Source organism: Pseudomonas sp. 102515, from assembly GCF_031085165.1.
Taxonomy (GTDB): domain Bacteria; phylum Pseudomonadota; class Gammaproteobacteria; order Pseudomonadales; family Pseudomonadaceae; genus Chryseomonas.
Map to the genome: position 1 here is coordinate 749,391 of NZ_JAVHTY010000003.1, position 22,214 is coordinate 771,604.

The 22,214-nt window shown below is 67.1% G+C and carries 22 protein-coding genes and 1 pseudogene; 8 read left to right on the forward strand and 15 right to left on the reverse strand.

Annotation, left to right across the window (positions count from 1 at the left end):
- Positions 1–6: 6 nt before the first annotated feature.
- From RCF34_RS23095 to RCF34_RS14855, 6 genes and pseudogenes are all read right to left on the reverse strand, one after another.
- Complete coding sequence (locus RCF34_RS23095; RefSeq protein ID WP_374941199.1) at positions 7–552, reverse strand: methyl-accepting chemotaxis protein; 546 nt, start codon at positions 550–552, stop codon at positions 7–9.
- Between the two features lie 153 nt (positions 553–705).
- Positions 706–1,968, reverse strand: a pseudogene (locus tag RCF34_RS23100) (methyl-accepting chemotaxis protein); the annotation flags it as partial.
- A gap of 100 nt (positions 1,969–2,068) precedes the next feature.
- Positions 2,069–2,398 (reverse strand): Arc family DNA-binding protein, encoded by a 330-nt coding sequence (locus RCF34_RS14840; protein WP_308708831.1) that lies wholly within the window; start codon positions 2,396–2,398, stop codon positions 2,069–2,071.
- A gap of 29 nt (positions 2,399–2,427) precedes the next feature.
- Complete coding sequence (locus RCF34_RS14845; protein ID WP_308708832.1) at positions 2,428–3,069, reverse strand: LysE family transporter; 642 nt, start codon at positions 3,067–3,069, stop codon at positions 2,428–2,430.
- 1 nt (position 3,070) lies between these two features.
- The gene (locus RCF34_RS14850; protein WP_308708833.1) at positions 3,071–3,841 is read right to left on the reverse strand and encodes a 2OG-Fe(II) oxygenase; all 771 of its coding nucleotides are present in this window, start codon (positions 3,839–3,841) and stop codon (positions 3,071–3,073) included.
- A gap of 35 nt (positions 3,842–3,876) precedes the next feature.
- Positions 3,877–4,515 (reverse strand): alanyl-tRNA editing protein, encoded by a 639-nt coding sequence (locus RCF34_RS14855; RefSeq protein WP_308708834.1) that lies wholly within the window; start codon positions 4,513–4,515, stop codon positions 3,877–3,879.
- A 92-nt stretch (positions 4,516–4,607) separates the two neighbouring features.
- Here RCF34_RS14855 and RCF34_RS14860 point away from each other — a divergent pair, with 92 nt between their 5' ends.
- The 3 genes from RCF34_RS14860 to RCF34_RS14870 all read left to right on the forward strand — a co-directional run bounded on the left by RCF34_RS14860 (position 4,608) and on the right by RCF34_RS14870 (position 7,900).
- Positions 4,608–5,591, forward strand: coding sequence for a LysR family transcriptional regulator (locus tag RCF34_RS14860; RefSeq protein WP_308708835.1), 984 nt, complete (start codon positions 4,608–4,610; stop codon positions 5,589–5,591).
- A 201-nt stretch (positions 5,592–5,792) separates the two neighbouring features.
- Positions 5,793–7,193: a sugar porter family MFS transporter gene (locus RCF34_RS14865; RefSeq protein ID WP_308708836.1), complete on the forward strand. Its 1,401-nt coding sequence runs from the start codon at positions 5,793–5,795 to the stop codon at positions 7,191–7,193.
- Positions 7,194–7,414: 221 nt separating this feature from the next.
- Positions 7,415–7,900 carry a UPF0158 family protein gene (locus tag RCF34_RS14870; RefSeq protein WP_308708837.1) on the forward strand — a complete coding sequence of 162 codons (486 nt, stop codon included), beginning with the start codon at positions 7,415–7,417 and terminating at the stop codon, positions 7,898–7,900.
- Positions 7,901–7,903: 3 nt separating this feature from the next.
- On the opposite strand, the gene RCF34_RS14875 is transcribed toward RCF34_RS14870, so the two are convergent.
- From RCF34_RS14875 to RCF34_RS14895, 5 genes are all read right to left on the reverse strand, one after another.
- On the reverse strand, positions 7,904–8,428 hold the full coding sequence (locus RCF34_RS14875) for an ACT domain-containing protein (protein ID WP_308708838.1): 525 nt from the start codon (positions 8,426–8,428) through the stop codon (positions 7,904–7,906).
- Positions 8,429–8,487: 59 nt separating this feature from the next.
- Complete coding sequence (locus RCF34_RS14880; RefSeq protein WP_308708839.1) at positions 8,488–9,546, reverse strand: haloacid dehalogenase-like hydrolase; 1,059 nt, start codon at positions 9,544–9,546, stop codon at positions 8,488–8,490.
- Between the two features lie 136 nt (positions 9,547–9,682).
- Entirely contained in the window at positions 9,683–10,963 is a 1,281-nt protein-coding gene (locus tag RCF34_RS14885; protein WP_308708840.1) for an MFS transporter, read from the reverse strand.
- A gap of 219 nt (positions 10,964–11,182) precedes the next feature.
- Positions 11,183–12,913 carry an OPT family oligopeptide transporter gene (locus RCF34_RS14890; protein WP_308708841.1) on the reverse strand — a complete coding sequence of 577 codons (1,731 nt, stop codon included), beginning with the start codon at positions 12,911–12,913 and terminating at the stop codon, positions 11,183–11,185.
- A 70-nt stretch (positions 12,914–12,983) separates the two neighbouring features.
- Positions 12,984–13,898, reverse strand: a complete 915-nt coding sequence (locus RCF34_RS14895) for a LysR family transcriptional regulator (protein ID WP_308708842.1) — start codon at positions 13,896–13,898, stop codon at positions 12,984–12,986.
- A 112-nt stretch (positions 13,899–14,010) separates the two neighbouring features.
- Here RCF34_RS14895 and RCF34_RS14900 point away from each other — a divergent pair, with 112 nt between their 5' ends.
- Both RCF34_RS14900 and RCF34_RS14905 read left to right on the forward strand, forming a co-directional pair.
- Entirely contained in the window at positions 14,011–14,991 is a 981-nt protein-coding gene (locus RCF34_RS14900) for an aldo/keto reductase (RefSeq protein ID WP_308708843.1), read from the forward strand.
- A gap of 68 nt (positions 14,992–15,059) precedes the next feature.
- The gene (locus RCF34_RS14905) at positions 15,060–15,212 is read left to right on the forward strand and encodes a hypothetical protein (RefSeq protein WP_017639863.1); all 153 of its coding nucleotides are present in this window, start codon (positions 15,060–15,062) and stop codon (positions 15,210–15,212) included.
- 96 nt (positions 15,213–15,308) lie between these two features.
- On the opposite strand, the gene RCF34_RS14910 is transcribed toward RCF34_RS14905, so the two are convergent.
- Genes RCF34_RS14910 through RCF34_RS14920 form a run of 3 tightly spaced genes read right to left on the reverse strand, consistent with a single transcriptional unit; the run spans position 15,309 to position 17,301 of the window.
- Positions 15,309–16,286 (reverse strand): DUF3618 domain-containing protein, encoded by a 978-nt coding sequence (locus tag RCF34_RS14910; protein ID WP_308708844.1) that lies wholly within the window; start codon positions 16,284–16,286, stop codon positions 15,309–15,311.
- Entirely contained in the window at positions 16,283–16,696 is a 414-nt protein-coding gene (locus tag RCF34_RS14915; RefSeq protein WP_308708845.1) for a phage holin family protein, read from the reverse strand. Before RCF34_RS14915 ends, RCF34_RS14910 begins: the two co-directional genes overlap by 4 nt.
- Positions 16,693–17,301, reverse strand: a complete 609-nt coding sequence (locus RCF34_RS14920; protein ID WP_308708846.1) for a hypothetical protein — start codon at positions 17,299–17,301, stop codon at positions 16,693–16,695. Before RCF34_RS14920 ends, RCF34_RS14915 begins: the two co-directional genes overlap by 4 nt.
- Before the next feature lie 477 nt (positions 17,302–17,778).
- Between RCF34_RS14920 and RCF34_RS14925 the strand changes: the two genes are divergently transcribed.
- Positions 17,779–18,309 carry a Dps family protein gene (locus RCF34_RS14925; RefSeq protein WP_017639603.1) on the forward strand — a complete coding sequence of 177 codons (531 nt, stop codon included), beginning with the start codon at positions 17,779–17,781 and terminating at the stop codon, positions 18,307–18,309.
- Here RCF34_RS14925 and RCF34_RS14930 read toward each other — a convergent pair.
- Positions 18,291–19,544, reverse strand: coding sequence for a DNA-binding transcriptional regulator (locus RCF34_RS14930; RefSeq protein WP_308708848.1), 1,254 nt, complete (start codon positions 19,542–19,544; stop codon positions 18,291–18,293). The two genes, RCF34_RS14925 and RCF34_RS14930, sit on opposite strands and share 19 nt — an antisense overlap.
- Before the next feature lie 185 nt (positions 19,545–19,729).
- Here RCF34_RS14930 and xylA point away from each other — a divergent pair, with 185 nt between their 5' ends.
- Together xylA and xylF are read left to right on the forward strand one after the other, a co-directional pair.
- Entirely contained in the window at positions 19,730–21,046 is a 1,317-nt protein-coding gene (gene xylA / locus RCF34_RS14935; RefSeq protein WP_308708849.1) for a xylose isomerase, read from the forward strand.
- 111 nt (positions 21,047–21,157) lie between these two features.
- The gene (gene xylF / locus RCF34_RS14940) at positions 21,158–22,159 is read left to right on the forward strand and encodes a D-xylose ABC transporter substrate-binding protein (RefSeq protein ID WP_308708850.1); all 1,002 of its coding nucleotides are present in this window, start codon (positions 21,158–21,160) and stop codon (positions 22,157–22,159) included.
- The last annotated feature ends 55 nt before the right edge of the window (positions 22,160–22,214 follow it).

A 22,214-nucleotide genomic window follows, 5' to 3' on the forward strand; every position in this document is an offset into this window, starting at 1 on the left:
GACCGGTCAGACGCGGAAACGCGCGACCATCTGCTGCAGATCGCCGCCCAGGCGGGCCAGTTCGTTGACCGACGCCGCGGCATGGGCGTTGGCAGTGGCCGATTCCTCGGCCAGGCCGCTGACCTTGACCACGTTACCGTTGATCTCCTCGGCGACCAGGCTCTGCTCTTCCACCGCGGTGGCGATCTGCTGATTGAGATTCTGGATCTCCGCCACCGCCTGGTAGATGACGTCCAAGGCACGCTCGGCGTCCTGGGCCAGGGTCACGGTGCCCAGGGTGCGGTCGCGGCTGGCCTGCATCCGCGCACTGGCTTCGGTGGTGCCCTGCTGCAGGGTGGCGATGAGTTCACCGATTTCCTGGGTGGATTCCTGGGTCCGCTGGGCCAGGGAGCGGACCTCGTCGGCCACCACGGCGAAGCCGCGGCCCTGTTCGCCGGCGCGGGCGGCTTCGATGGCGGCGTTGAGCGCCAGCAGGTTGGTCTGTTCGGCGATCGCCTTGATCACGTCGATGACGCTGCCGATGCGACCACTGGCGGCGTCCAGGCGCTCCATGGCATCGCCCAGGCCCTGCACCTCTTCGGCGGCCAGGGTGATTTCCTGGGCCGCACGCTTGACCGTGCGGCTGCCTTCGCGGGCCATGCTGTCGGCATTCTGCGCAGCGCTGGAGGCGTTGGCGGTGTTTTGTGCCACGTTGTGCACCGTGGCCGCCATCTCGTTCATGGCGGTGGCCACCTGATGCATCTCGTCGCGCTGCTGGGTGGCGCCGCGGCTGGTCTGGACGCCAAAGGCCGAGAGTTCGTCGGCCGCGCTGCTGAGCTGCCCCACGCCGTTGGCGATGCCACCGACCAGCTGACGCAGGTCGTCGGCCATGGCCTGGGTGGTGCGCTGCAGTTCGCCCAGCTCGTCGCGCCGCTTGACCTCGCTGCGCAGGGTCAGGTCGCCGGCGGCGACGCGCTTGAGCATGGCCATGGCGGTCGCCAGCGGCTGGGTGATCTGGCGGGTGATCAGCCAGGCGGCGGCGATGCCGATCAGCAGGGCGATCAGACTGCTCAATACCAGCTTGAGCAGGGCGGCCTGGCGTTCGGCAGCGGCGGACTTGAACTGACCTTCACCCAGCTGATCCAGCAACTGCACCAGCTTGTTGCCCTGCTCCTGCAGACTGGCGACCGCGGCCTGGGCCTGGCGGTTCTGGGCGACGATGGATTCGAAGAAGGCGCGATAGCGAGTCACGTCCTGGGTGGCGCTGTAGAGGCGCGCGGCGGTGTCGCCGTCGATCTGCTTCTGGGCGCTGGCCAGGGTCTTGAGCAAGCCGTCGATGACCTTGAGGGTCGCCTGGGACTTGCTGTCGTCGGGGGTGCCGAGGAAGCGGCGGATGGCCAGGCGCACGCCGACCATCTGCGCCTTCATCTCGGCCACGGCCTTGAGGTCGGCGGTGCTGTAGCCGCCGCCCGGGGCGAAGACCAGCTCGAACAGCTGGTCGATGGTCTCGGTAACGGTGTCGGAGACCCGGGTCAGTTCCTTTTGCGCGTCGGCGCTGGTCTGGTTGGCCTGTTGCAGCGCGGCGAAGCGCTCCTGGTAGGTCTTCATCTCCTGCTGGATGTTGCCCAGGATGGCGACATTGGCCGGGTTGGTCAGCAGGGTGAGGCCCTTGCTGATGTCTTCCGTCACGCTGGCCAGGGTGGCCTGTTGCCGGGTGGCATTGGCGGCGCTGGGATCGAGCAGGTAGGCCTTTTCGTCGATCCTGACGTTGAGGACGTCCGCCTTGAGCTGGCCGCTGTAGCGCGTCTTGTTGATGCGCTCGAGCAGGGTATTGGCGGTGAAATAGCCGAACAGCGCCACCACCGTCACCATGACCAGCAGGGCACCGAAGCCCAGCGCCAGCTTCTTGGAAATGCCGAGATTGCTCAGCCAGGAGGCTTTGGATACAGACATGGAAATTCCGGAAGAGAGTACGAAGACCCCCTTCATCGGCCGTCCCGAGCGATACTTGAAAGCCGCACGTCAGGGCCGCCTGGGTCGCGGCCCCGCCGCCGACGGCGGGCGCCGTCCGCGGTGGTGCCGGACGGATTCAGGCGGTTTCGCGGCTGTGTACGGGAACGGGCAACTCCAGCTCCAGCACCGAGATCAGCGCATTCTGCTGACGTTCGTTGAGCTGGCGAAAGCGCTGCAGCAGCAGTTGCTCGCTGGCATTGAGCAGCTCGTCATCCGCTTCGACCTGCTGCTGCTCCAGCACCCCGTCCTGTACCAGGCTGCGTTCCAGCCAGGCGACGATCTCGGTGTTCATGCTGTGCCGATGGGAGCGGGCCACGGCGGCGATGCGTTCACGCATCCCATCGGGAAGGCGGACGACGAACTTTTCCGTGGGAATACCAGCGGGAGCGCGGTGGACGTAGGGCATGGAGGACCTCCAATACGAATGGACTGACGTCAAAGCGCCGACAACAGCAGTCGACCGGCGAAGAAAACCAGCACCAGGCCCATGGTTCTCTCGAACCAGTGGCCCAGGCGCAGGAAGGTCTGGCGAACGCGCGGGCTGGAAAACAGCAGGCTGACCAGGGCGAACCAGCCGGCGTTGACCGCGCACATCCACAGGCCATAGAGGGCCTGGACGGCCAGCGGCGTACTGCCGCTGACCACGGTGGTGAAGATGGCCAGGAAGAACAGGGTGGCCTTGGGATTGGTGGCATTGGTCAGGAAGCCGGTGAGGAAGGCCTTGCCGGGCGACTGCCGCTGCAGGTCGGCCTGCTGCCACTGGCTGTCGTCCAGCGGCGCGGCGGTGGGCTTGCTGCGGATCAGGTTGAAGCCCAACCAGAGGATGTAGGCGCCGCCGACGACCTTGGCGACCCCCAGCAGCCAGGGCGTGGCGTGCATCAGGGCGCCGATGCCGAGCAGGGTGTAGAGCACGTGCACCGAAATGCCGGCGCCGATGCCCAGGGCGGTGCACAGGCCGATCAGGCGCCCGTATCTCACGCTCTGCCGCACGGTCACGGCGAAATCCGGGCCAGGCGCCAGCACGGCGAGGAAGTGGATGGTCGCCAGGGCGAGGAATTCGCTCAGGTAGGGGGACATGTCAGCTCCAGTACGTGAGGGGTTCGGCCGCCCCGCGATAGCCCACGAAGCACGACAGCGACAGCCGTGGCTGGTCGTTGCCGGGCGTTACGGCGTGCATGCGGCGGGAATTGAAGAGAATCAGGTCGCCCGGTTCGGGGCGGATGGTCAGGCAGGGCGGGCCGAGCCGGTCGGGTTCGATGCCGTAGCTGTCGCCGCGCAGGGCGTCGAAGGCCTCCGGCGACAGCTCGCGTGACCAGAGCTGCAGTTCGCCGCCCTGGCTGGGCATGGTCAGGTAGACGTTGCAGGCCAACTGGGCGACCAGGCTTTCGGCTTCCTCGCTGCCCGGCGCGTCCTTGGCGAAGATGTCGTGGTGGGCGAGAAAGCGCACCCCGGGCTTCACCACCCGCGACAGGCCGACGTACATCTTGCGGCCCCAGAGGGTCTGCAGGCGGGCGCCGGCGGGCCAGACCTCGTCGAGGGTGCAGCGCACCAGGTCGATGGGGTTGAGATAGGGGCGGCAGCGTCGGCGCAATTCTTCCAGGTTGCTGGCGACGCTGGCGAAATAGTCGTCCATCTGCGCGCGCTGGTGTTCCGCCTCGTAGAAGGCCATGCCGATGCGGCCGATGCTGGGGGCATTGGTGTAGGTGGCGAAGCCGTTGCCGAGGATCTGCTGGCCGAGGTCGTCGGCCAGCGGGCGCGGCACGAAGCGGCGCACCCGCACCGCCAGCAGGCGTTCTTCGGTGAGACGGAGCAGGCTCTCGGTGTCGAGAGCGTCGAGTTCGAGCAGCATGGCGCTTCCTTTCTGCGGGTGAGGTGAGCGGTTGATCAGGCGCCAGCCATGTCGTAGCTCACCAGCAGGCGCCCCTTCTTTTCCTTGACGCCCAGGGCGCTCAGGGCGCCGACCGCGCGCAGGGAGCGCACGTGGGTCCCGCCGCAGGCATAGCGCGCCACGTCCTCGCCAAAGCGCACCTGGCGCTGGCCATCGGCCTGCACCTCGACGTGCAGTGGCAGGTCGTCTGCCACCAGGGCGTCGAAGTGCGCCTGTAGGGATTCGACGTCCAGGGCGCAGGTATCCTCGCCCGGAATGAATTCGATGCGGCCTTCGCCCGGCCAGTGATGGGCCTTGACCGGCTTCCAGCCATGGGTCTCGCCGATGTGACCGAGCAGATGCCCGGCCGAATGCAGCCGCGAATGCAGCTGGCGCCGGCCTTCGTCGACCCGGGCCAGCACGCGGCCGGGCGACAGGGGACGGGTGATGTGGTGCAGGATGCGTTCGCCGTCCTGCACCACCCGGGTCACCTCGGCGGTGCCGATCCAGCCGGCATCGCTGGGCTGCCCACCGCCCTGGGGATGGAAGGGCGTGGCCAGCAATTCGACGACATAACCGTCCTCGGCGGCGCTACAGGCGTGGACCTCGACCTCGGCGATCAGGCTGTCGCTCAGGAAATACAGGCGCTCGGTCATACGTCTACTACCTAGAAAACGAGAAACATCCTCATTCTAAAGAGCGCACGCAAGGGTGATAATCCACCTTCCCTCCAAAGGAATTTTGCGCTGTGAGCATAAATCTTCCCCTGCCGCTGCTCAGCGAGATGGCCATCTTCGTGCGGGTGGTGGAGAGCGGCAGCTTCTCTGCGGCGGCCCGTCAGCTGGGTCTGACCCCGTCTTCCACCAGTCGGAGCGTGGCGCGCCTGGAGAAGGCCCTGGGCACGCGCCTGCTCAATCGCAGTACACGCAAGCTGCGGCTGTCGGAGGCGGGGGAGGAGGTTTTCCGGCGCTGCAGCGACATGGTCGGCGCCGCGCGGGCGGTGCTGGAGGTCAGTGGCCAGTTCAACCAGGCGCCGGCCGGCATCGTCCGGCTGTCGGTGCCCAAGGCGGTGGGCAGCACGGTGATCCATCCGCACATGGCCGACTTCCTGCGCCGCTACCCGGCGGTGGACGTGCAGTTGCTGCTGGAAGACCGCTATGTCGATCTGATCGACGAGAACGTCGACCTGGCCATCCGCATCACCGACCGGCCACCGCCCGGACTGGTGGGCCGCCAGTTGCTCACCATCGAGCACCTGCTCTGCGCCACGCCGCGGTACCTGGCCGAGCACGGTCAGCCCGCCCACCCCCGCGATCTGGCCGGGCACAGCTGCATCTACCTGGCGGAAGAGCCGGCCGATTCGCGCTGGAAATTCCGCCAGGGCGCCAAGGTGGTCCACGTCAATGTGCGCGGGCGCTATGCCGCCAACCACACCGGGGTGCGCCTGGACGCGGTGCTCAACCACATCGGCATCGGCAGCCTGCCGCTGTTCACCGCCCAGGCGGCCCTGGCCCGCGGCGAGATCGTCCAGGTGCTGCCGGAGTGGTCCTTTCTGCCGCATTACCACGGCGGCGCCTGGCTGCTCTATCCGGCGACGCGCCACCTGCCGCCCAAGCTCAAGGTGTTCATCGACTTCCTGGTCGAGCGCCTGGGCGACCAGGCCCTGCGCCCGGGGCAGGGCGCGGCGGCGCTGCCCGAGCAGCGCTTCCAGGAACTGACCATCGGCAGCTAGGTCACTGCCGATCCGGCTTTCGTGATGCTTTTCACAAGTCCTGTTACAACTGGCAGCATTAGGTGAAACGATTCATCTAACGTTTCTCTGCCTGCCGCATCGCGCTTTTCCCTGGGCCATGCTCCCCCACGGCCCGCCCGCGCGGGTGGGCCAGGTCGCCGCCGCGCTCCCTGCCGTGGCAAAACAAGAAAGGATTTCCCCATGCTCGCTTCATCACCCTCGCTCGCCACTCCCGTGGCGGCCACCCCGCGCAAGGGGCTGGTCGTGCTCATCGCCGTGATCGCCGCCCTGGGCGGCCTGCTGTTCGGCTACGACACCGGCATCATCGGCGTCGCCCTGCTCGGCCTCGGCCGCGAATTCGCCATGGACGACACCGTCAAGCAACTGGTGACCGGCGCCATCATCTTTGGCGCCCTGTTCGGCTGCCTGGGTACCGGCCCGATCTCCGATCGGCTCGGGCGGCGCAAGACCATCATCGGCGTGGCCCTGGTGTTCGCCCTGGGCTCGGTGCTCTCGGCGCTGTCGCCCAACGTCACCCTCCTGATCCTGTCGCGCTTCCTGCTCGGCCTGTCGGCCGGCAGCTCCACCCAGATCATCCCGGTGTACATCGCCGAGGTGGCGCCGCCGGAGCACCGCGGCAAGCTGGTCGTACTGTTCCAGTTCATGGTGGTGTTCGGCATCACCGTGGCCTATTTCACCGGCTTCGCCCTGGACGAACACTGGCGCTGGATGTTCGGCCTCGGCCTGGTGCCGGCGCTGATCCTGCTGGCCGGCATGGCGGTACTGCCGGAAAGTCCGCGCTGGCTGCTGGTCAAGGGTCGCGAGGGCGACGCCCTGGCGGTGCTGGAGCGGGTCCGCGGTGGCAAGGCCGCGGCCGAGGCCGAACTGGCCGAGATCAAGACCGTGAGCAACGCGCCGGAAGGCAACTGGAGCGACCTCTTCTCGCCCTGGGTTAGGCCGGCCCTGCTGGTAGGCGCCGGCATCGCCATGTTCTCGCAGATCACCGGCAACAACGCGCTGATCTACTATGCACCGACCATCCTCACCCAGGCCGGCTTCTCCGACCAGACCGCGGTGCTGGCCACCGGCTGCAGCACCATCCTGGTGGTGATCATGACCGTGGTCGGCAGCTTCCTGGTGGATCGCATCGGTCGCCGCCGCTACCTGCTGACGCTGATTCCCGGTTCCATCGTCGCCCTGGCGATCATGGGCTACCTGTTCCAGGGCGCCGGTCCCCAGACCGATGTCGAGCGCTGGACGGTGGTGGCCTGCCTGGCCGCCTACCTGATGCTCAACTGCGGCGGCTTCGGCGTCTGCATCTGGCTGATCAATGCCGAGGTCTATCCGCTGTTCGTGCGCGGCAAGGGTGCCAGCGTCGGCGCCTTCAGCCACTGGGGATTCGACCTGCTGGTGACCCTCACCACCCTGAGTCTGGTGACCAAGCTGGGCGCCGCCCATACCTTCTGGCTCTACGCCGGCATTTCCCTGGTGGCGCTGCTGTTCATCTGGCGCCTGGTGCCGGAGACCAAGGGCAAGAGCCTAGAGCAGATCGAGCACGACCTGCGCGAGCGGCGCTTCTTCCCCTATCAGCGCAAGGGCTGAACGCCGGCTCCGGTACCAAGAGCCCGTTCAAGGGCTCGCGAGCTGGAGTCAGACAAGGCGAAGAGGCCCGAGGAAGCAAAGTTTACGCGTTGTAAATGAGCCTTCCGAAGGCCGCTTCAATGCCGCTTGGCCGACACGCAGCATACTTTGAACAGGCTCTGCGGTCGTAACAGGGGCAGAGGTTTGCCTCTGTTCCCGTTCGCCTGTGCCGGAGTCCTGCCATGCGCCCCCTGACCCTCGACCTCAATCTGCTGGCTGCCGCCCTCGACAGCCGGGAGCGAGGTACCCACTTCCTCGATCTCGAAAGCGGCGCCCTGCGCCTGCTCGATCCGGACGACCTCAGTCTGGAAGAACGCGAGGAACTGGAAGATCCCGAACGCTACCTGCCGCTGCCGCGCCTGACCCAGGACGATCGCCTAGAACTGCGCGAAGCCTTTCTGCACCAGCTACGCCATCCCCACGCCCAGCCGCTCTTGCGCGCCGCCCTGGAAAGCCGGCGGCCGATCCGCACCTTCGATTATGAACTCGAGCTCTTCCCCTCGGTGCGCGAGGCCTGGCAGGCCTTCGCTCTGAGTCGCCTCAAGGAGGAGGTGCTGGTGCTGCTGGACGAAGCCGGCCTGGAAGCCCTGCCGGCGGACGGCCGGATGCCGCTGCCGGACGATGTCCCCGAGGGCATCCGGCGGCGGTTGGAGAAAGGGCGGAGCTAGGGTCTAGTCATGCCCGTGCCGATAGAGCTTGAGCTCCACCATCAGGTCGTCGGTGAGGGTTTCCAGGTGGGCCTGCAGCGCCTCGAGTGCGAGGTCCGCCGGGAGCGCCAGCAGGGCGGTGGCGTGGAACAGCACATCGCTGCTCATGGGCGCCGGGCGAGTCTCGGTGGACAGGCGTTCGACGTTGACGCCCACCTGATGCAGCGCCCGGGTGATGTCGCGGACGATGCCGACGCGGTCGTTGCCCAAGAGGTCGAGCTGCACCAGCGGCGCACCCGCCGGCACCGGCTGGCCGGGTTCGCCGACCAGGATGCGCAGGCCGGGAATGGCCAGCTGCTGCAGCGTCTCCACCAGGCCGTTGCGCAATTCCGGTTCCACTTCCACCGAGAGGATGCCGGCGAACTGGCCGGCCAGGTGGGCCATGCGGCTTTCCAGCCAGTTGCCGCCCTGGGCGGCCACGCAGTCGGCCAGGGCTTCCACCAGACCGGGGCGATCGGGGGCGATGACGGTCAGGACCAGGTGTTCCATGGCGGGCTCCAGGGCGGGCAGAGGGAGCCCCCAGTCTAGCCCGCCCGATCGTCGCCGGCCTACTGGATGTCTTCGGGTTTGACGATCACCCAATGCTTGTCCGCGTTCACCGCCACACCGGCCTTGGCCTGGCCCTCGGCATTGCTCTTCATCATCGCCTCGATCTGGGTGCGGTACTTGGACTTGCGGTCGATCCACAGGTGGATGCCGCCCTTGGCGGCGTCCACGCCCTGGAACAGCATGGGGCCGTCGCTGACCGGCGTGTCGCCGCCGACCAGGATGGGCTTCTTCCAGGGATCTATGTAGGTGAGGATGGCGGCGTACTTGCCGGCGAACCAGGTGGCCGGGGTCCAGAGGTAGGGCGTGACCTGCAGCTTCAGGTTGGCCTGGGGATCGTACTTGCCTTCGGCGATCTGCTTGCGGGCGGTGGTCAGGGCACCGGTAGCCGGGTCCTTGAGCAGAGTGGTGACGCCGATGACGTTTTCCGGCTTCACGCCATAGCCGTAGCGCGGATCGGCGGCCACCATGCGCACCAGCTCCTCGTGGGCGGCGCTGATCACATAGACCTCGATGCCGTTCTCCATCAGCTTGTGATAGAGCTCCTGCTGGCCGGTGAAGGGCTTGGGCGGGTTGATCTCCACCGTCTCGACCTTGTCGTCCTTGCCGTAGTAGGTAGCGGGGATCGGCTTGCCGTAGGCCATCAGCTCGTCGACGTAGCCCTTGAGCTGCTGCAGGGTGAAGCCGGAAAACACCTGGGCGACCCAGGGATAGCAGACCAGGTCGTCGACCTCGCACAGCCGGTAGTAGTAGCTGTTGAGGCTCTCCTGGTGGCCAGCGACGTCCTTGAAGGGAATCAGCTTGAGCGAGGGATCGAGGGTGTCGCGGGTCAGCACGCCCTTCATCTCCAGGAAGGGCAGCAGGGCCTCTTCCAGGTCGTAGCGATAGCTAGTGTTGTCCATGTCGAACACCGCGTAGTTGCCCTGGTTGGCATTGGCGGCGATCAGGGCATCGAGCTGGCGGGCGGCATCGGCCGGCCAGTGGGTCAGCTCGGTGGCGGCAGCGGTGAGGCTGAGCAGACCGCCGGCCAGGCCGGCGAGAAGGCGGGGGAGGATGGACATCGGCGGGCTCCGGCATGGCGACCGCGGTATGCGGTCATCTGGTCTAGACCATAGCAAAGGGTCATGACAGTTCGATGCGCGGAGCGACCTGGGGAGGCGCGAGAGCGGCAGGGCCTGCCGCTCTGCGACAGGCCTGTCAGGCGGTGACGGTCTTGAAGCGCGGCTCGGTGTTGCCCTTGAACAGGGTCAGGGTCGCGACCAGGCCGAGCACGGCGGCCAGGGTCAGCCACATGCCGGGGGCGGCCTTGTTGCCGGTCTCCTGGATCAGCCAGGTGCAGACCATCGGGGTGAAGCCGCCAAAGGTCGCGGTGGCCAGGCTGTAGGCCAGGGAGAAGCCGGTGGTGCGCACATGGGCCGGCATCACCTCGGTCAGGGCCACCACCATGCCGCCGTTGTAGGTGCCATAGAGGAAGGACAGCCACAGCTCGACCATCAGCAGGCGCGAGAAGCCCGGGGCATGGGTCAGCCAGATCATCGCCGGGTAGGCGGTGAGGATGGCCAGCACGGTGGCGAAGATCAGCAGCGGACGGCGGCCGACGCGATCGCTCAGGGCGCCCATCACCGGCAGCCAGATGAAGTTGGAGATACCCACGCAGGCGGTGACGATCAGGCTGTCCAGATCGGTCAGGTGCAGCTCGTGCTTGCCGAAGGTCGGGGTGTAGGCGGTGATCAGGTAGAAGGAGGCGGTGGTCATGGAGACCATGGCTACGCCGGCCAGCACCACGCCGAAGTTCTGGCCGATGGAGGTCATGGTCTCGCCGAAGGTCGGACGATGCTTGCGCGCCTCGAACTCGGGGCTCTCTTCCAGGGAACGGCGGATGATGAACAGGAAGGGCACGATCAGGCAGCCGATCAGGAAGGGGATGCGCCAGCCCCATTCACCCATCTCGGCGGGCGACAGCCAGTGGTTGAGTAGGGCGCCCAGCACGCCGGCGAAGACCACCGCGACCTGCTGGCTGGCGGACTGCCAGGAGACGAAGAACCCCTTGCGGCCTGGGGTGGCGATTTCCGACAGGTAGACGGACACGCCGCCCAGCTCGACACCGGCGGAGAAGCCCTGCAGCAGGCGGCCGAGCAGCACCAGCAACGGTGCGGCGACGCCCAGGGTGGCATAGCCCGGCACCACGGCGATCAGCAGGGTGCCCAGGGCCATCAGCGCCAGGGTGACGATCAGGCCGTGACGGCGACCGTGGCGGTCGATGTAGGCGCCGAGGAAGATGGCCCCCAGGGGGCGCATCAGGAAGCCGGCGCCGAAGGTGGCCAGCGACAGCATCAGGGAGGCGAGTTCGTTGTCGCCGGGAAAGAACGTCTTGGCGATGGCCGTGGCATAGAAGCCATAGACCATGAAGTCGTACATTTCGAGGAAGTTTCCGCTGACGACGCGGAAGACGGATTTGGCTTTCGAGGTGGTGGCCATGACTGCTAGCTCGGATTGGGTTTGTTATGGAGACAGCTCGCGCAGGGCGCCCAGACCTCTCGCGGGTGGGTCGCGCTATTTGTAACCTTATGTGTTGCAAAAGCGCGCTGGCAAGCTGAATCGGACCGGAACCCCCGAATTTCATGGGTTTGAAAGGTTATTGAAAGGTTCGCGACATTACGTCTGGAAATTATTGTCCAGTTGACACGTTGTCGCAGTTCAGGTGGCGAGCATTTGCCAGAACGCCGCCCCGACTCCGGCCAGACTTTCCCCGGCGATGAGGCCGGCCGCGGCGGCCAGGGCGAAGCGCTCGGCCAGGCCCGGCGCCCGCCAGCGCACCAGGGCGGTGAGCAGGGCGCCCAGGGTCATCATCAGAGCTACCGAGGCCGGCAGGATGAAGGCCAGCCCCAGGGCCGCCGAGCTGGGCAGCCAGTACGTGCGCCGGGCGGGCAGCAGGGCTTCGGCCAGGCCCAGCAGCAAGCCGGCCAGGGCGCCCAGGAGGATGCCCAGGCGCATGGCACCATCGAGGGCACCCAGGCCCTGGGTCAGGGTCTCCGCCACCGCCTTCCACTGGGCCACCGCCGGTGCCGGCCAGGCGGCGCTGAGCAGCAGCGCCTGGGGATCGGGAATCAGCAGCCGGTAGGTGAGCACCCCGGTCACCGCGCCCAGGGCGATGCCCAGGCACTGGGCGACCACCTGCTTGGCCGGGGTGGCGCCGATGGCCTGGCCGACCTTGAAGTCGTTCATCAGGTCGGTGCTCTGGCCCGCCGCGCCGCCGGCGGTGTTGGCACCCATGAGGTTGATGCTGACCTGCCCAGGGGCGGCCAGGCCGAAGGTCAGCTGCGACAGCTGGCCGATGGCGCCGATGGGCGGGATGCCGGTGGCACCGACCACCCGCGCGGCCATGGCGGCGAGAAACAGCGCCAGGGGCAGGGCCAGCAGGGCCAGCCAGGGATCGATGCCGAACAGCCGCACCTGCAGCACCACCACCAGCAGACCCGCCACCAGCAGCAGCGCCAGCGGCCAGGCGCGAGGCCGCTGCCAGCCCTGGCGACGGCGTTCGGCGCGGGGCAAGGTGACCAGGCGCACGGCCAGCGAAGCCAGGGTGGCGCTGACCATCAGGCTCACCCCTGGCCAGAGCAGCCATTGCACCAGGAAGGCGTATTGCGGACCGCTGGCATCCGCTGGCGGCGTGGCGACACCACTGCCCAGCAGCCAGGGCGCCACACCGCCCCAGGCCAGCAGGGTGCCGAGCAGCAGCGACAACCCGACCCTCAGGCCGATGATGCCGCCGAAGCCGAGCAGCAGCAGCGAGGGATCGAAGCTGAAGGTCAGGCGTTCCAGGGCGGGCGAGGGCGCGACTCGCGGCAGCGTCCAGGCGAAGCTGTCCACCAGCTTGACCGCCGCCGACAGCGCCAGGGCGCCCAGCAGCACCCGCAGGCGGGTCAGGGCTTCGGCACCGCTGGCATAGACCTGGCGCAGCGCTTCCAGGGTGGCCAGGCCCTCGGGGAATTTCAGGCTGGCATCGGCCAGCAGCAGGGGCCGCAGATACCAGGCGACCCAGATGCCGAGGAAGCTCACCGCGAACACCCAGCCCATCAGTGGCAAGGGCGGCAATTCCTGGCCGGTCAGCAGGGTATAGGCCGGGATGGGCGCGACCAGGCCGCCGGAGACGATGCTGGCCGCCGCCGAGGCCACGGTCTGGTTGATGTTGCTCTCGTGCAGCGTCCAGCCCGGTTGCTGCAGGCGGCGTCCCAGGCGATGCCAGAGGCCGTAACTCACCAGCAGGGCGATGATCGACATGTTGAACGACCAGCCGATCTTGAGGCCGGCATAGACATTGGCCGGGGTCAGCAGGATACCCAGCAGCGCCCCGGTGAGCAGCGCCCGGGGGCTGAGTTCGCGCTCCACGGGCAGCGGCAGGTCGGCGGCGGCGTTGGCAGCGGGCAAGAGGGCCTCCTCGGTCAGGCGATCATGGCGTGGTCAGGGGACCCCCGGGCGCGGCGGTTGGTTCGCGCCCTCAGGGGTGGCGTCCGCTCCAAGTCTGGCGCAGGGCCTCGATCAGCTGGCGCAAGCCGGGTGGCGGCTGGCGCCGACTCGGGTAGTAGATGCACAGCGGCGCGCCGGGCGAGGCCCAGTCGGGCAGCACCTGCTCCAGGCGTCCGTCACGCAATTCGTCGGCCACCCGCCATTCCAGGCAATAGGCCAGAGCCAGGCCGTCGAGGGCGACCTGGATCGAGGTCTCGGTCTCGTTGACCGTGAGCGGGCCGGGTACGTCCAGCGTGCGGGTCGCGGCGCCGCCGCCCAGTTCCCAGCGGTAGAGAGCGCCATTGCCCAGCCGCAGCCGCACGCACCGGTGCTCGGCGAGATCCTCCGGGTGCTGCGGCCGACCGTGCCGGGCCAGATAGGCAGGGGCGCCCACCACGATCCAGCGCAATTCATCGGTGAGTGGCAGGGCGACCATGTCCTGGGGCACGGTGTCGCCATAGCGGATGCCGGCGTCGAGGCCGTCGGCGACGATGTCCACCGGGCGATCCTCGACGCTGATGTCCAGCTGCAACTGTGGATAGGCGGCCAGCAGCCGGGGCAGGGTCGGGGTCACCAGCAACCGCGCCGCATCGCGCGGGACGCTCAGGCGCAGGCGGCCGACCGGGGCGTCGCGGTGCTGGTCCAGTTCGCCCAGGGCCTCGCCGATGAGGGCGAAACCCTGTTCGAGCTTTTCCGCCAGCGCCGCGCCGGCCAGGGTCGGTACCACCGAGCGGCTGGTGCGATTGAGCAGCTTGACTCCCAGCCGGGTCTCCAGCTGGCGCAGGGCATGGCTCAGCGCCGAGGTGGTGACGCCCAGTTCGATGGCGGCCTGGCGAAAGCTGCGCCGCCGGACCAGGGCGACGAAGACGTTGAGATCGGCCAGTTCGCCGCGATTCAGAGTAGGCATGCACGGTCCTCGCGCGATAAGGATCAAGCGTTCGTTGAGCCCCATTCAACGCCTTTTGAATTAGCCTCACAAGGCTAACCCTTCCGACTGGCGTCTTCGCCTGGAGATCCCTATGAGTGAAACCCTACGTATCCCGGGTATCGATACCCCCGTTTCCCGCATCGGCCTCGGCACCTGGGCCATCGGTGGCTGGATGTGGGGCGGTACCGACGAAGCCCGCTCCATCGAGACCATCCGCGGCGCCGTGCAGGGCGGCATCAACCTGATCGACACCGCGCCGGTGTACGGTTTCGGTCGTTCCGAGGAAATCATCGGCAAGGCCCTGGAAGGTATCCGCGACCAAGCGGTGATCGCCACCAAGGTGGCCTTGGAGTGGCCCAACGAAGAGGTGCGTCGCAACGCCAGCGCGGCCCGCATTCGCCAGGAGGTGGAGGATTCCCTGCGTCGCCTGCGCACCGATCGCATCGACCTCTATCAGGTGCACTGGCCCGATCCCCGGGTGCCCCACGAGGAAACCGCGCGCGAACTGGAGCGCCTGCGGCAGGAGGGCAAGATCCTCGCCATCGGCGTGAGCAACTATTCGCCCGAGCAGCTGGAGGCCTTCCGCCAGTTCGCCAATCTTTCCACCGTTCAGCCGCCCTACAACCTCTTCGAGCGCGCCATCGAAGCCGATGTGCTGCCCTATGCCCAGCGCCACGGGCTGGTGGTGCTGGCCTATGGCGCGCTTTGTCGCGGCCTGCTCTCCGGACGCATGAGTGCCGAGACGCGCTTCGACGGCGACGACCTGCGCCAGGGCGATCCCAAGTTCCAGGCGCCGCGCTTCGCCCAGTATCTGGCCGCGGTGGCGGCCCTGACCGCCTTTGCCCGCGAGCGCCATGGCAAGTCGGTGCTGGCCCTCGCGGTGCGCTGGATCCTCGATCAGGGGCCGACCATCGCCCTGTGGGGCGCGCGCAAGCCTGAGCAGTTGCAGGGGCTGGACGAGGCGTTTGGCTGGCGACTGTCCGCCGAGGACCTGACGGCCATCGACGCCCTCCTCGCCGAGCACGTCAAGGATCCGGTGGGGCCGGAGTTCATGGCGCCCCCCTTACGTTGATCTGCCGGGGCGGGGCACCCTGGCCCCGCCGTGTTGCCTAATGAACTCAGCCACAAGAGGTGAGCATCATGGCCAAGCGCGACGATCTCGACCACAAGCCGGAAAACGCCGGCAAGGTCGGCGAGACCCACAAGGAACTCAATCAGGGCGGTGAAGAACAGCGCCCACAGAACGACAAGCGACCCGAGCAGCCCAAGGAGAATCCGGATCCGGGTTATTGACAGGGGCACAGAAACAGCAAAGGCGCCCGGGTGCAGACCCGGGCGCCTCTGCTGTTCATGGCCGGAGTCATCGGCTGACCCCGGCCATCCTGCCGGCTAGAAGCTGCGCGGCGGGGTGGCCATGCCGCTCTCGTCACCTACCGCTCCAGGGGTATTCCCGTTGGCGGCGGTACGGCCGACGCTCATGCCTGCCGTCGCCTGGGTGGCCCCGAGGGTGCTGCCGGTGCCTGCCTTCGGCGAGCCTGCCATGGACTCGACCCCGGCATCGGGATCGTTGCCCAGGTTTCTAGGCGCAGTCCCCGCACCCGCCTGCTGGCTGTGGTTGTCTTGGCTGGCCTGGCGCGCTTCTTTCGCCACGTCCTGTCCTGCCGCCTTGACCTGCTCGTAGCCGCTGCTGGCCGCCTGCTTGGCCTTGGCGGCCAGCTTGTCGCTGTGCTTGCCCAGGGCGCGATCCTCGGTCGCGGTGCGCGGCAGGGAAGCGCCCAGCAAGGCGCCGAGGGCGATGCCCAGTGCACCCACCACCAGTGGCTGTTCACGCAGCAGGGTCTCGAAGGTGCCCTTGAGCTGTTGCGCCTGGTCGGCCAGGGTGTCCTTGGCGTGCGCAGCGGTATCGCTCAGCCGCTCCCCGGTCTCGGAGGCCTTGGCCGATACGCTCTCGCCCAGGCCGGTCACCCTGTCGCGCGCGTCGTGACTGCCACGGTTCAGGGAATCGCGGGTATGGCCTGCGCTGTTGGCGACCGCGTCCAGCGCACCGGACAGCTTGTCCTTGAGCGGGGTGCCTGTGGTGGCCGGCGCCGGCGTGCGATTCTGCCCCAGCGCCAGCCACAGCAGGCCCACCGAGGTCAGCACCGCCGGCACCGGATTGGCCTTGAGGGTATTGCCCAGGTTGTGGGCGAACTCGCCGCCGTGCCCCTTGGTGTAGGACAGTGCCTGATCGAACAACTGGCCGGGTGACAGGCGGCTTTCCAGGGCCCCTACCAGGTCTTCGATGCGCTCGCGCTTCTGGTCGATCTCACGTTCGAGTTCCTCGGGATTCTTTCTGGATTCCAGATCGATCTGATCGGTGATGCTCATTGTGCGGCCCTCCGTACGGCGTCCTTGTCCTTCTGCAGGCTGTTGACGGTGCGATCAGGGGTGAAGTGGGACGGCTCGAATTGCTTCTTGCCCGATTGCAGCATGATGAAGCCGATCACCATGACCACGGCGCCCACCAGCAGGGCGGCGGCCCAGGGCGTGAGGTACTGGGAGAGGAAATAGACGATGCCCATGAGCAGCACGATGAAGCCGGCCAGCAGCACGATGGCGCCGGCCGCTACCCCGGCCACACCGGCCTTGGTGGTGCGCAGCGACTCGCCCAGTTCGGCCTTGGCCAGCGCCAGTTCCTTGGTGAACAGTGCCGGCACCTCGTGAACCAGCTGCTTGACCAGGCCGACGACCGTGGTATCGCCCTCGGTGGGCCGCGGAGTGGGATTCTCGTTGATCATGGCTGCTTGTCTCCGCTCAGGGTGGGGCGATCCAGGTGGCTGGACGAGGTTCCGGTGTTCAGGCTGCTGCCGGTACGCGCTGGATTGATCGCCGCACCGCCAATGGGGTCGCCGCTGCCGGTGGTGGTCGGCGTATGGAGGTCGGGGCCTTTGGGGATGTTGTTGGTGTGGATGACGTCGGCACCGGCCGCCGGCTCCACCAGTTCGTTTTCCGCCGCGACCGAAGGGGTGGTCGGCGAAGGCATCTCGTTCGTACCGCCGATACGCGAGTCGTGGCCGGTATCCGGCTGGCTGGACGCCTTGAGAAAACGCGACAGTCCGAAGCCGATGGCGATGCTGCCCGTGAGGAACAGCGCCGGATTGTCTCGCGCCAGGGTACCGGCCTGGTGCAGCAGCTGTTCCGCGCTCTTGCCACGTAGATCCTCGGCCAGCCCGGTCAGGCTCCGGGCCATGTCGCTCACATAGTGCGCCAGACCCAAGGTGTCCTTGTCTTCGAGTTCGTCGGCAGCCGCCTGGGCACTCTGGGCAATCGCGCCGAGTTGATCGGCCGCGGTATCGCGGTAGTGTTCATAGTGTGCGGCGCCCTCTTGCTTGGCGTCTTGCACTGCATCGCGAGCGACATCTTTCAAATCGTGAAGATGGGCTTCGGCCGAAGAGCCTTCCGTGCTCTGGGAACGGGGTCCGTTCGGAGTATCGAGGGAGTTCGTCATACTCGGGTACCTGTTGCAGAACCTTGTCGTGGCCAGCAGAGAGCTCTCGGCGACCGTTCGTGTGCCTTACCTTCTAGGTGACCGAGAGGAACGACACGCAGTTCGCGCCGGGTGGTCGTTTAATGGCACAACGGACAAACGGCTTTACCTGCAAAGCCAGCTACAAGCGCAGCGGCGACGGGAAGGGTGGTGTCTGCGGCGGGCAATGAAACGCAGTCGCACCCGGGGCAACCATTCGTCATGCCCATGGTGGCGATATGCAAATTCGATGAACGATTTTTCGTCCGGCGCGGTCGATTTCTGCAGACGTTGATGTTCGCGCCAATGCAAGCGAACCCCTTTTCCTCTTCACGTCCTGACAGGAGATCTCTCATGGCCGTTGCCAATGCCAAGCAAGAACTCAAGACCGTTTCCAGCGTCAAGCAGAAGGCCCACCAGGGCGAAGATGCCACCCTGCAGAACCAGCAGGCCGTAGGTGAAGCCCTGGCCGTGCTGCTCTCCGATGTCTTCGCGCTGTACATCAAGACCAAGAACTACCACTGGCACATGAAGGGCTCGCACTTCCGCGACTACCACCTGCTGCTGGAAGAGCAAGCCACCCAGCTGTACGGCATCACCGACCTGATCGCCGAGCGCGCCCGCAAGATCGGCCAGCCTACCGTGCGCTCCCTGGAGCAGATGGTACAACTCAAGCGCCTGGCCAGCAGCGATGCCACCGATCTGTCGGCCGACCAGATGCTGACCGAGCTGCACGACGACAACCAGTCGCTCGCCGCCTACATGCGCACCACCCACACCCTGACCGACGACGCCAACGACGTTTCCACCACCAGCCTGCTGGAAGAGTGGATCGACCAGGCCGAAGAACGCGCCTGGTTCCTGGGTCAGACCGTCGGCAAATAAGCCGCGGAAGCTACCTGAAAGCCCGTCTCCGGACGGGCTTTTTCATGGGCGCTCGCCAGGGCACGAGGCTGCCGCTGGTACTGGCGCGGGGTGCAGCCGAATTCGCGGCGGAAGACCGCGTGCAGATATTGCGCCGAGGTGAAGCCGCAGCGCCGGGCGACTTCCGCCAGGCTCGGGGCCTCTTCCTGCAGCGCCACGGCCGCGGCGGCCAGCTTGAAGCCGAGAACCTCGTCGTGGACGCTGCGCCCCAGTTCGCGGCGAAAGGACGCCTCCAGGGCCGAGCGGGAGATGCCGACATAGCTGGCCACCTGGTCGGTCTTGATGCCCTGGCAGGCGTACTGGCGGATGAAGTGCAGGGCGCGCATCACCTGGGGATGGCGCACCGGCTGATGGCGACTGGAGGCCTGGACGTTGATGCCCTCCGGCGGGATCAGCACTCGTGGCGCCCCCAGTTCGACGCCGTGCAGGCGCTGGTGCAGCAGGCGCGCCGCTTCCCGGCCGATGGCCTCGGTCCCCTGGATCACCGAGGTCAGGGGCACGCGGGTCAGGGTGCGCGCCAGGGGATCGTTGTCGATGCCCACCAGCGCCACCTGCTCCGGTACCGGGATACCGGCCGTGAAACACGCCTGCAGGAGTTGCCGCGCCCGGGCGTCGGTGACGGCGAGGATGCCCACCGGCTTGGGCAGGGCCTCCAACCAGGCGATCAGCTGTTCCACCGCCGTGTCCCACAGCGGTGCGCTGGTCTCCAGGCCGCGATAGATCTCCACCGGCAGGCCATCGCGACGGAGCAGGGCGGCAAAGGCCGTCTCGCGCTCGCCGGCCCAGCGATTGGTGTCGGCGGCGGGCAGGCTGAAGCAGGCGAAGCGGGTCAGGCCGGACTCGATCAGGTGGTCATAGGCCAGCCGGACCAGGGCGGCGTTGTCGGTGGCGACATAGGGAATACCGGGCGGGTAATCGGTGGTATCGGCATAGGAGCCGCCCACGGCCACCACCGGCAGTTCGCTGCTGGCCAGGGCGGCGCTCACTGCCGGATCGTCGAAGTCGGCGATGATGCCGTCGCCCTGCCAGCGCTCGATGCCCTTGAGCCGGCAGAGGAAATCCTCCTCCAGGAACAGATCCCAACGCGCGCGGGTGCCGCTCAGGTAGTTGCCGATGCCGGCGAGGATGCCTCTGTCGTAGATCTTGCTGCCGTTGAACAGCAGGGCGACGCGGTGGACGGGCGGCTGGCTGGGCATGGCGGAATTTCCGGCTAGAGGCGCGGGCGGGGCTCCAGACTACGACCGGCGCCTGCGCGCCTCAAGCGGCAAAATCGCACCTGGCTCTGGTGATTTTCACAATAGGCAGCCCGGGTGGCGGCGCTACCATCGACGCAAACCGGTACGCCGTATCGGGTGCGACAGATAAGAACAAGGACAACGCCATGGCCTATTTCCCCAATGTCGAGAAGGTCCGCTACGCCGGGCCCGACAGCGATTCCCCGCTCGCCTTCCGCCACTACGAAGCCGACCGCCTGGTCATGGGCAAGCCCATGCGCGAACACCTGCGCATGGCGGTCTGCTACTGGCACACCTTCGTCTGGCCGGGTAGCGATGTCTTCGGTCAGGGCACCTTCCAGCGGCCCTGGCAGGCGGCGGGTTCGCCCCTGGAGCAGGCCCGCGCCAAGGCCGCCGCCGCCTTCGAATTCTTCAGCAAGCTGGGCGTGGACTACTACTGCTTCCACGACACCGACGTCGCCCCCGAAGGCGCCAGTTTCGCCGAGTACCGCGAGAACTTCGCCCGCCTGGTGGACGAGCTGGAACGCCACCAGAGCGAGTCCGGCCTCAAGCTGCTGTGGGGCACCGCCAATTGCTTCAGCCATCCGCGCTATGCCGCCGGTGCCGCCAGCAACCCCGATCCCGAGGTGTTCGCCTGCGCGGCGACCCAGGTCTGCACCGCGATGAACGCCACCCATCGCCTGGGCGGCGAGAACTATGTGCTCTGGGGCGGCCGCGAAGGCTACGAGACCCTGCTCAACACCGACCTTGCGCGCGAGCGCGAGCAGCTCGGCCGCTTCATGCGGATGGTGGTGGAGCACAAGCACCGCATCGGCTTCCAGGGCGATCTGCTGATCGAGCCCAAGCCCCAGGAGCCGACCAAGCACCAGTACGACTATGACGTGGCCACCGTCTTCGGCTTCCTGCAGCAATTCGGGCTGGAGAAGGAGATCAAGGTCAACATCGAGGCCAACCACGCGACCCTCGCCGGGCACAGCTTCCAGCACGAGATCGCCAGCGCCGTGGCCCTCGGCGTCTTCGGCAGCATCGACGCCAACCGTGGCGATCCGCAGAACGGCTGGGACACCGACCAGTTCCCCAACAGCGTCGAGGAAATGACCCTGGCGATCTACGAGATCCTCAAGGGCGGCGGCTTCACCCGCGGCGGCTTCAACTTCGACGCCAAGGTGCGGCGCCAGAGCCTGGACGACGTCGACCTGTTCCATGGCCACGTGGCGGCCATGGACACCCTGGCGCTGTCCCTGGAGCGCGCCGCGGCGCTCTTGCAGGACGACCCCCTGGGCACGTTCAAGGCCGAGCGCTATGCCGGCTGGGACCAGTCCCTCGGTCAGCGCATCCTCGGTGGCCAGCTGAGCCTGGAACAACTGGCCGAGCACACCTTCAGCCAGGGCCTGGCGCCCCAGCCGGTGAGCGGCCGCCAGGAGCTGCTCGAAGGCGTGGTCAACCGTTACCTGTATCGCTGACGACCGCGAGCGGGTCGGCAGAAAAGCCTGGCTGGCCCGCTTGTGCAAGCTCGCTGAATCGTTACACTCAAATCCGCTCGCTCCACAACAACAATAACCAAGGACGCCACCATGAATTTCAAGACGACCCTGCTCGCCGGTCTGCTCGCCCTGTGCACCACCGGTTTCGCCCAGGCCGACGCCCAGCATCCCAAGATCGGTTTCTCCATCGACGACCTGCGCCTGGAGCGCTGGGCCCGTGACCGCGACTACTTCGTCGCCGCCGCCGAGCAGCTCGGCGCCAAGGTCTATGTGCAGTCCGCCGACGCCAACGAGCAGCGCCAGCTGTCGCAGATCGAGAACCTGATCTCCCGGGGCGTGGACGCCATCGTCATCGTGCCCTTCAACGCCACGGTGCTGAACAACGTGGTGGCCGAGGCAAAGAAGGCCGGGGTCAAGGTGATCTCCTATGACCGCCTGATCCTCAATGCCGACATCGACGCCTACATCTCCTTCGATAACGAGAAGGTCGGTGAGATGCAGGCCGGTGGCGTGCTCAAGGCCCAGCCCAAGGGCAACTTCTTCCTGCTCGGCGGCGCGCCCACCGACAACAACGCCAAGATCCTCCGCCAGGGCCAGATGAAGGTCCTGCAGCCGGCCATCGACAAGGGCGACGTCAAGATCGTCGGCCAGCAGTGGGTGAAGGAGTGGAACCCGACCGAGGCCCTGGCCATCGTCGAGAACGCCCTGACCGCCAACGACAACAAGATCGACGGCATCGTCGCCTCCAACGACGCCACCGCCGGCGGCGCCATCCAGGCCCTGGCCGCGCAGAAGCTGGCCGGCAAGGTCGCCGTGTCCGGTCAGGACGCCGACCTCGCGGCCATCAAGCGGGTGATCGCCGGGACCCAGACCATGACCGTCTACAAGCCGCTCAAGCTGATCGCCTCCGAAGCGGCCAAGCTGTCGGTGCAACTGGTGCGCAACGAGAAGCCGGGCTTCAACTCCAGCTACGACAACGGCACCAAGAAGGTCGACACCCTGCTGCTCACCCCCACCGAGCTGACCAAGGCCAACGTCGACCTGCTGGTCAAGGACGGCTTCTATACCCAGGCCCAGATCGACGGCAAATAACCACTGGCCACCGGCTGGCCGTCTGACGCCGGGCGTCGGACGGCCCCTGGGCAAG

Excerpts from the sequence above, each read along its gene's own strand:
- RCF34_RS23095 (WP_374941199.1), bottom strand. The coding sequence starts at position 552 with ATGGAGCGCCTGGACGCCGCCAGTGGTCGCATCGGCAGCGTCATCGAC.
- RCF34_RS14840 (WP_308708831.1), bottom strand. The coding sequence starts at position 2,398 with ATGCCCTACGTCCACCGCGCTCCCGCTGGTATTCCCACGGAAAAGTTC.
- RCF34_RS14845 (WP_308708832.1), bottom strand. The coding sequence starts at position 3,069 with ATGTCCCCCTACCTGAGCGAATTCCTCGCCCTGGCGACCATCCACTTC.
- RCF34_RS14850 (WP_308708833.1), bottom strand. The coding sequence starts at position 3,841 with ATGCTGCTCGAACTCGACGCTCTCGACACCGAGAGCCTGCTCCGTCTC.
- RCF34_RS14855 (WP_308708834.1), bottom strand. The coding sequence starts at position 4,515 with ATGACCGAGCGCCTGTATTTCCTGAGCGACAGCCTGATCGCCGAGGTC.
- RCF34_RS14865 (WP_308708836.1), top strand. The coding sequence starts at position 5,793 with ATGCTCGCTTCATCACCCTCGCTCGCCACTCCCGTGGCGGCCACCCCG.
- RCF34_RS14870 (WP_308708837.1), top strand. The coding sequence starts at position 7,415 with ATGCGCCCCCTGACCCTCGACCTCAATCTGCTGGCTGCCGCCCTCGAC.
- RCF34_RS14875 (WP_308708838.1), bottom strand. The coding sequence starts at position 8,428 with ATGGAACACCTGGTCCTGACCGTCATCGCCCCCGATCGCCCCGGTCTG.
- RCF34_RS14880 (WP_308708839.1), bottom strand. The coding sequence starts at position 9,546 with ATGTCCATCCTCCCCCGCCTTCTCGCCGGCCTGGCCGGCGGTCTGCTC.
- RCF34_RS14885 (WP_308708840.1), bottom strand. The coding sequence starts at position 10,963 with ATGGCCACCACCTCGAAAGCCAAATCCGTCTTCCGCGTCGTCAGCGGA.
- RCF34_RS14895 (WP_308708842.1), bottom strand. The coding sequence starts at position 13,898 with ATGCCTACTCTGAATCGCGGCGAACTGGCCGATCTCAACGTCTTCGTC.
- RCF34_RS14900 (WP_308708843.1), top strand. The coding sequence starts at position 14,011 with ATGAGTGAAACCCTACGTATCCCGGGTATCGATACCCCCGTTTCCCGC.
- RCF34_RS14905 (WP_017639863.1), top strand. The coding sequence starts at position 15,060 with ATGGCCAAGCGCGACGATCTCGACCACAAGCCGGAAAACGCCGGCAAG.
- RCF34_RS14910 (WP_308708844.1), bottom strand. The coding sequence starts at position 16,286 with ATGAGCATCACCGATCAGATCGATCTGGAATCCAGAAAGAATCCCGAG.
- RCF34_RS14915 (WP_308708845.1), bottom strand. The coding sequence starts at position 16,696 with ATGATCAACGAGAATCCCACTCCGCGGCCCACCGAGGGCGATACCACG.
- RCF34_RS14925 (WP_017639603.1), top strand. The coding sequence starts at position 17,779 with ATGGCCGTTGCCAATGCCAAGCAAGAACTCAAGACCGTTTCCAGCGTC.
- RCF34_RS14930 (WP_308708848.1), bottom strand. The coding sequence starts at position 19,544 with ATGCCCAGCCAGCCGCCCGTCCACCGCGTCGCCCTGCTGTTCAACGGC.
- xylA (WP_308708849.1), top strand. The coding sequence starts at position 19,730 with ATGGCCTATTTCCCCAATGTCGAGAAGGTCCGCTACGCCGGGCCCGAC.
- xylF (WP_308708850.1), top strand. The coding sequence starts at position 21,158 with ATGAATTTCAAGACGACCCTGCTCGCCGGTCTGCTCGCCCTGTGCACC.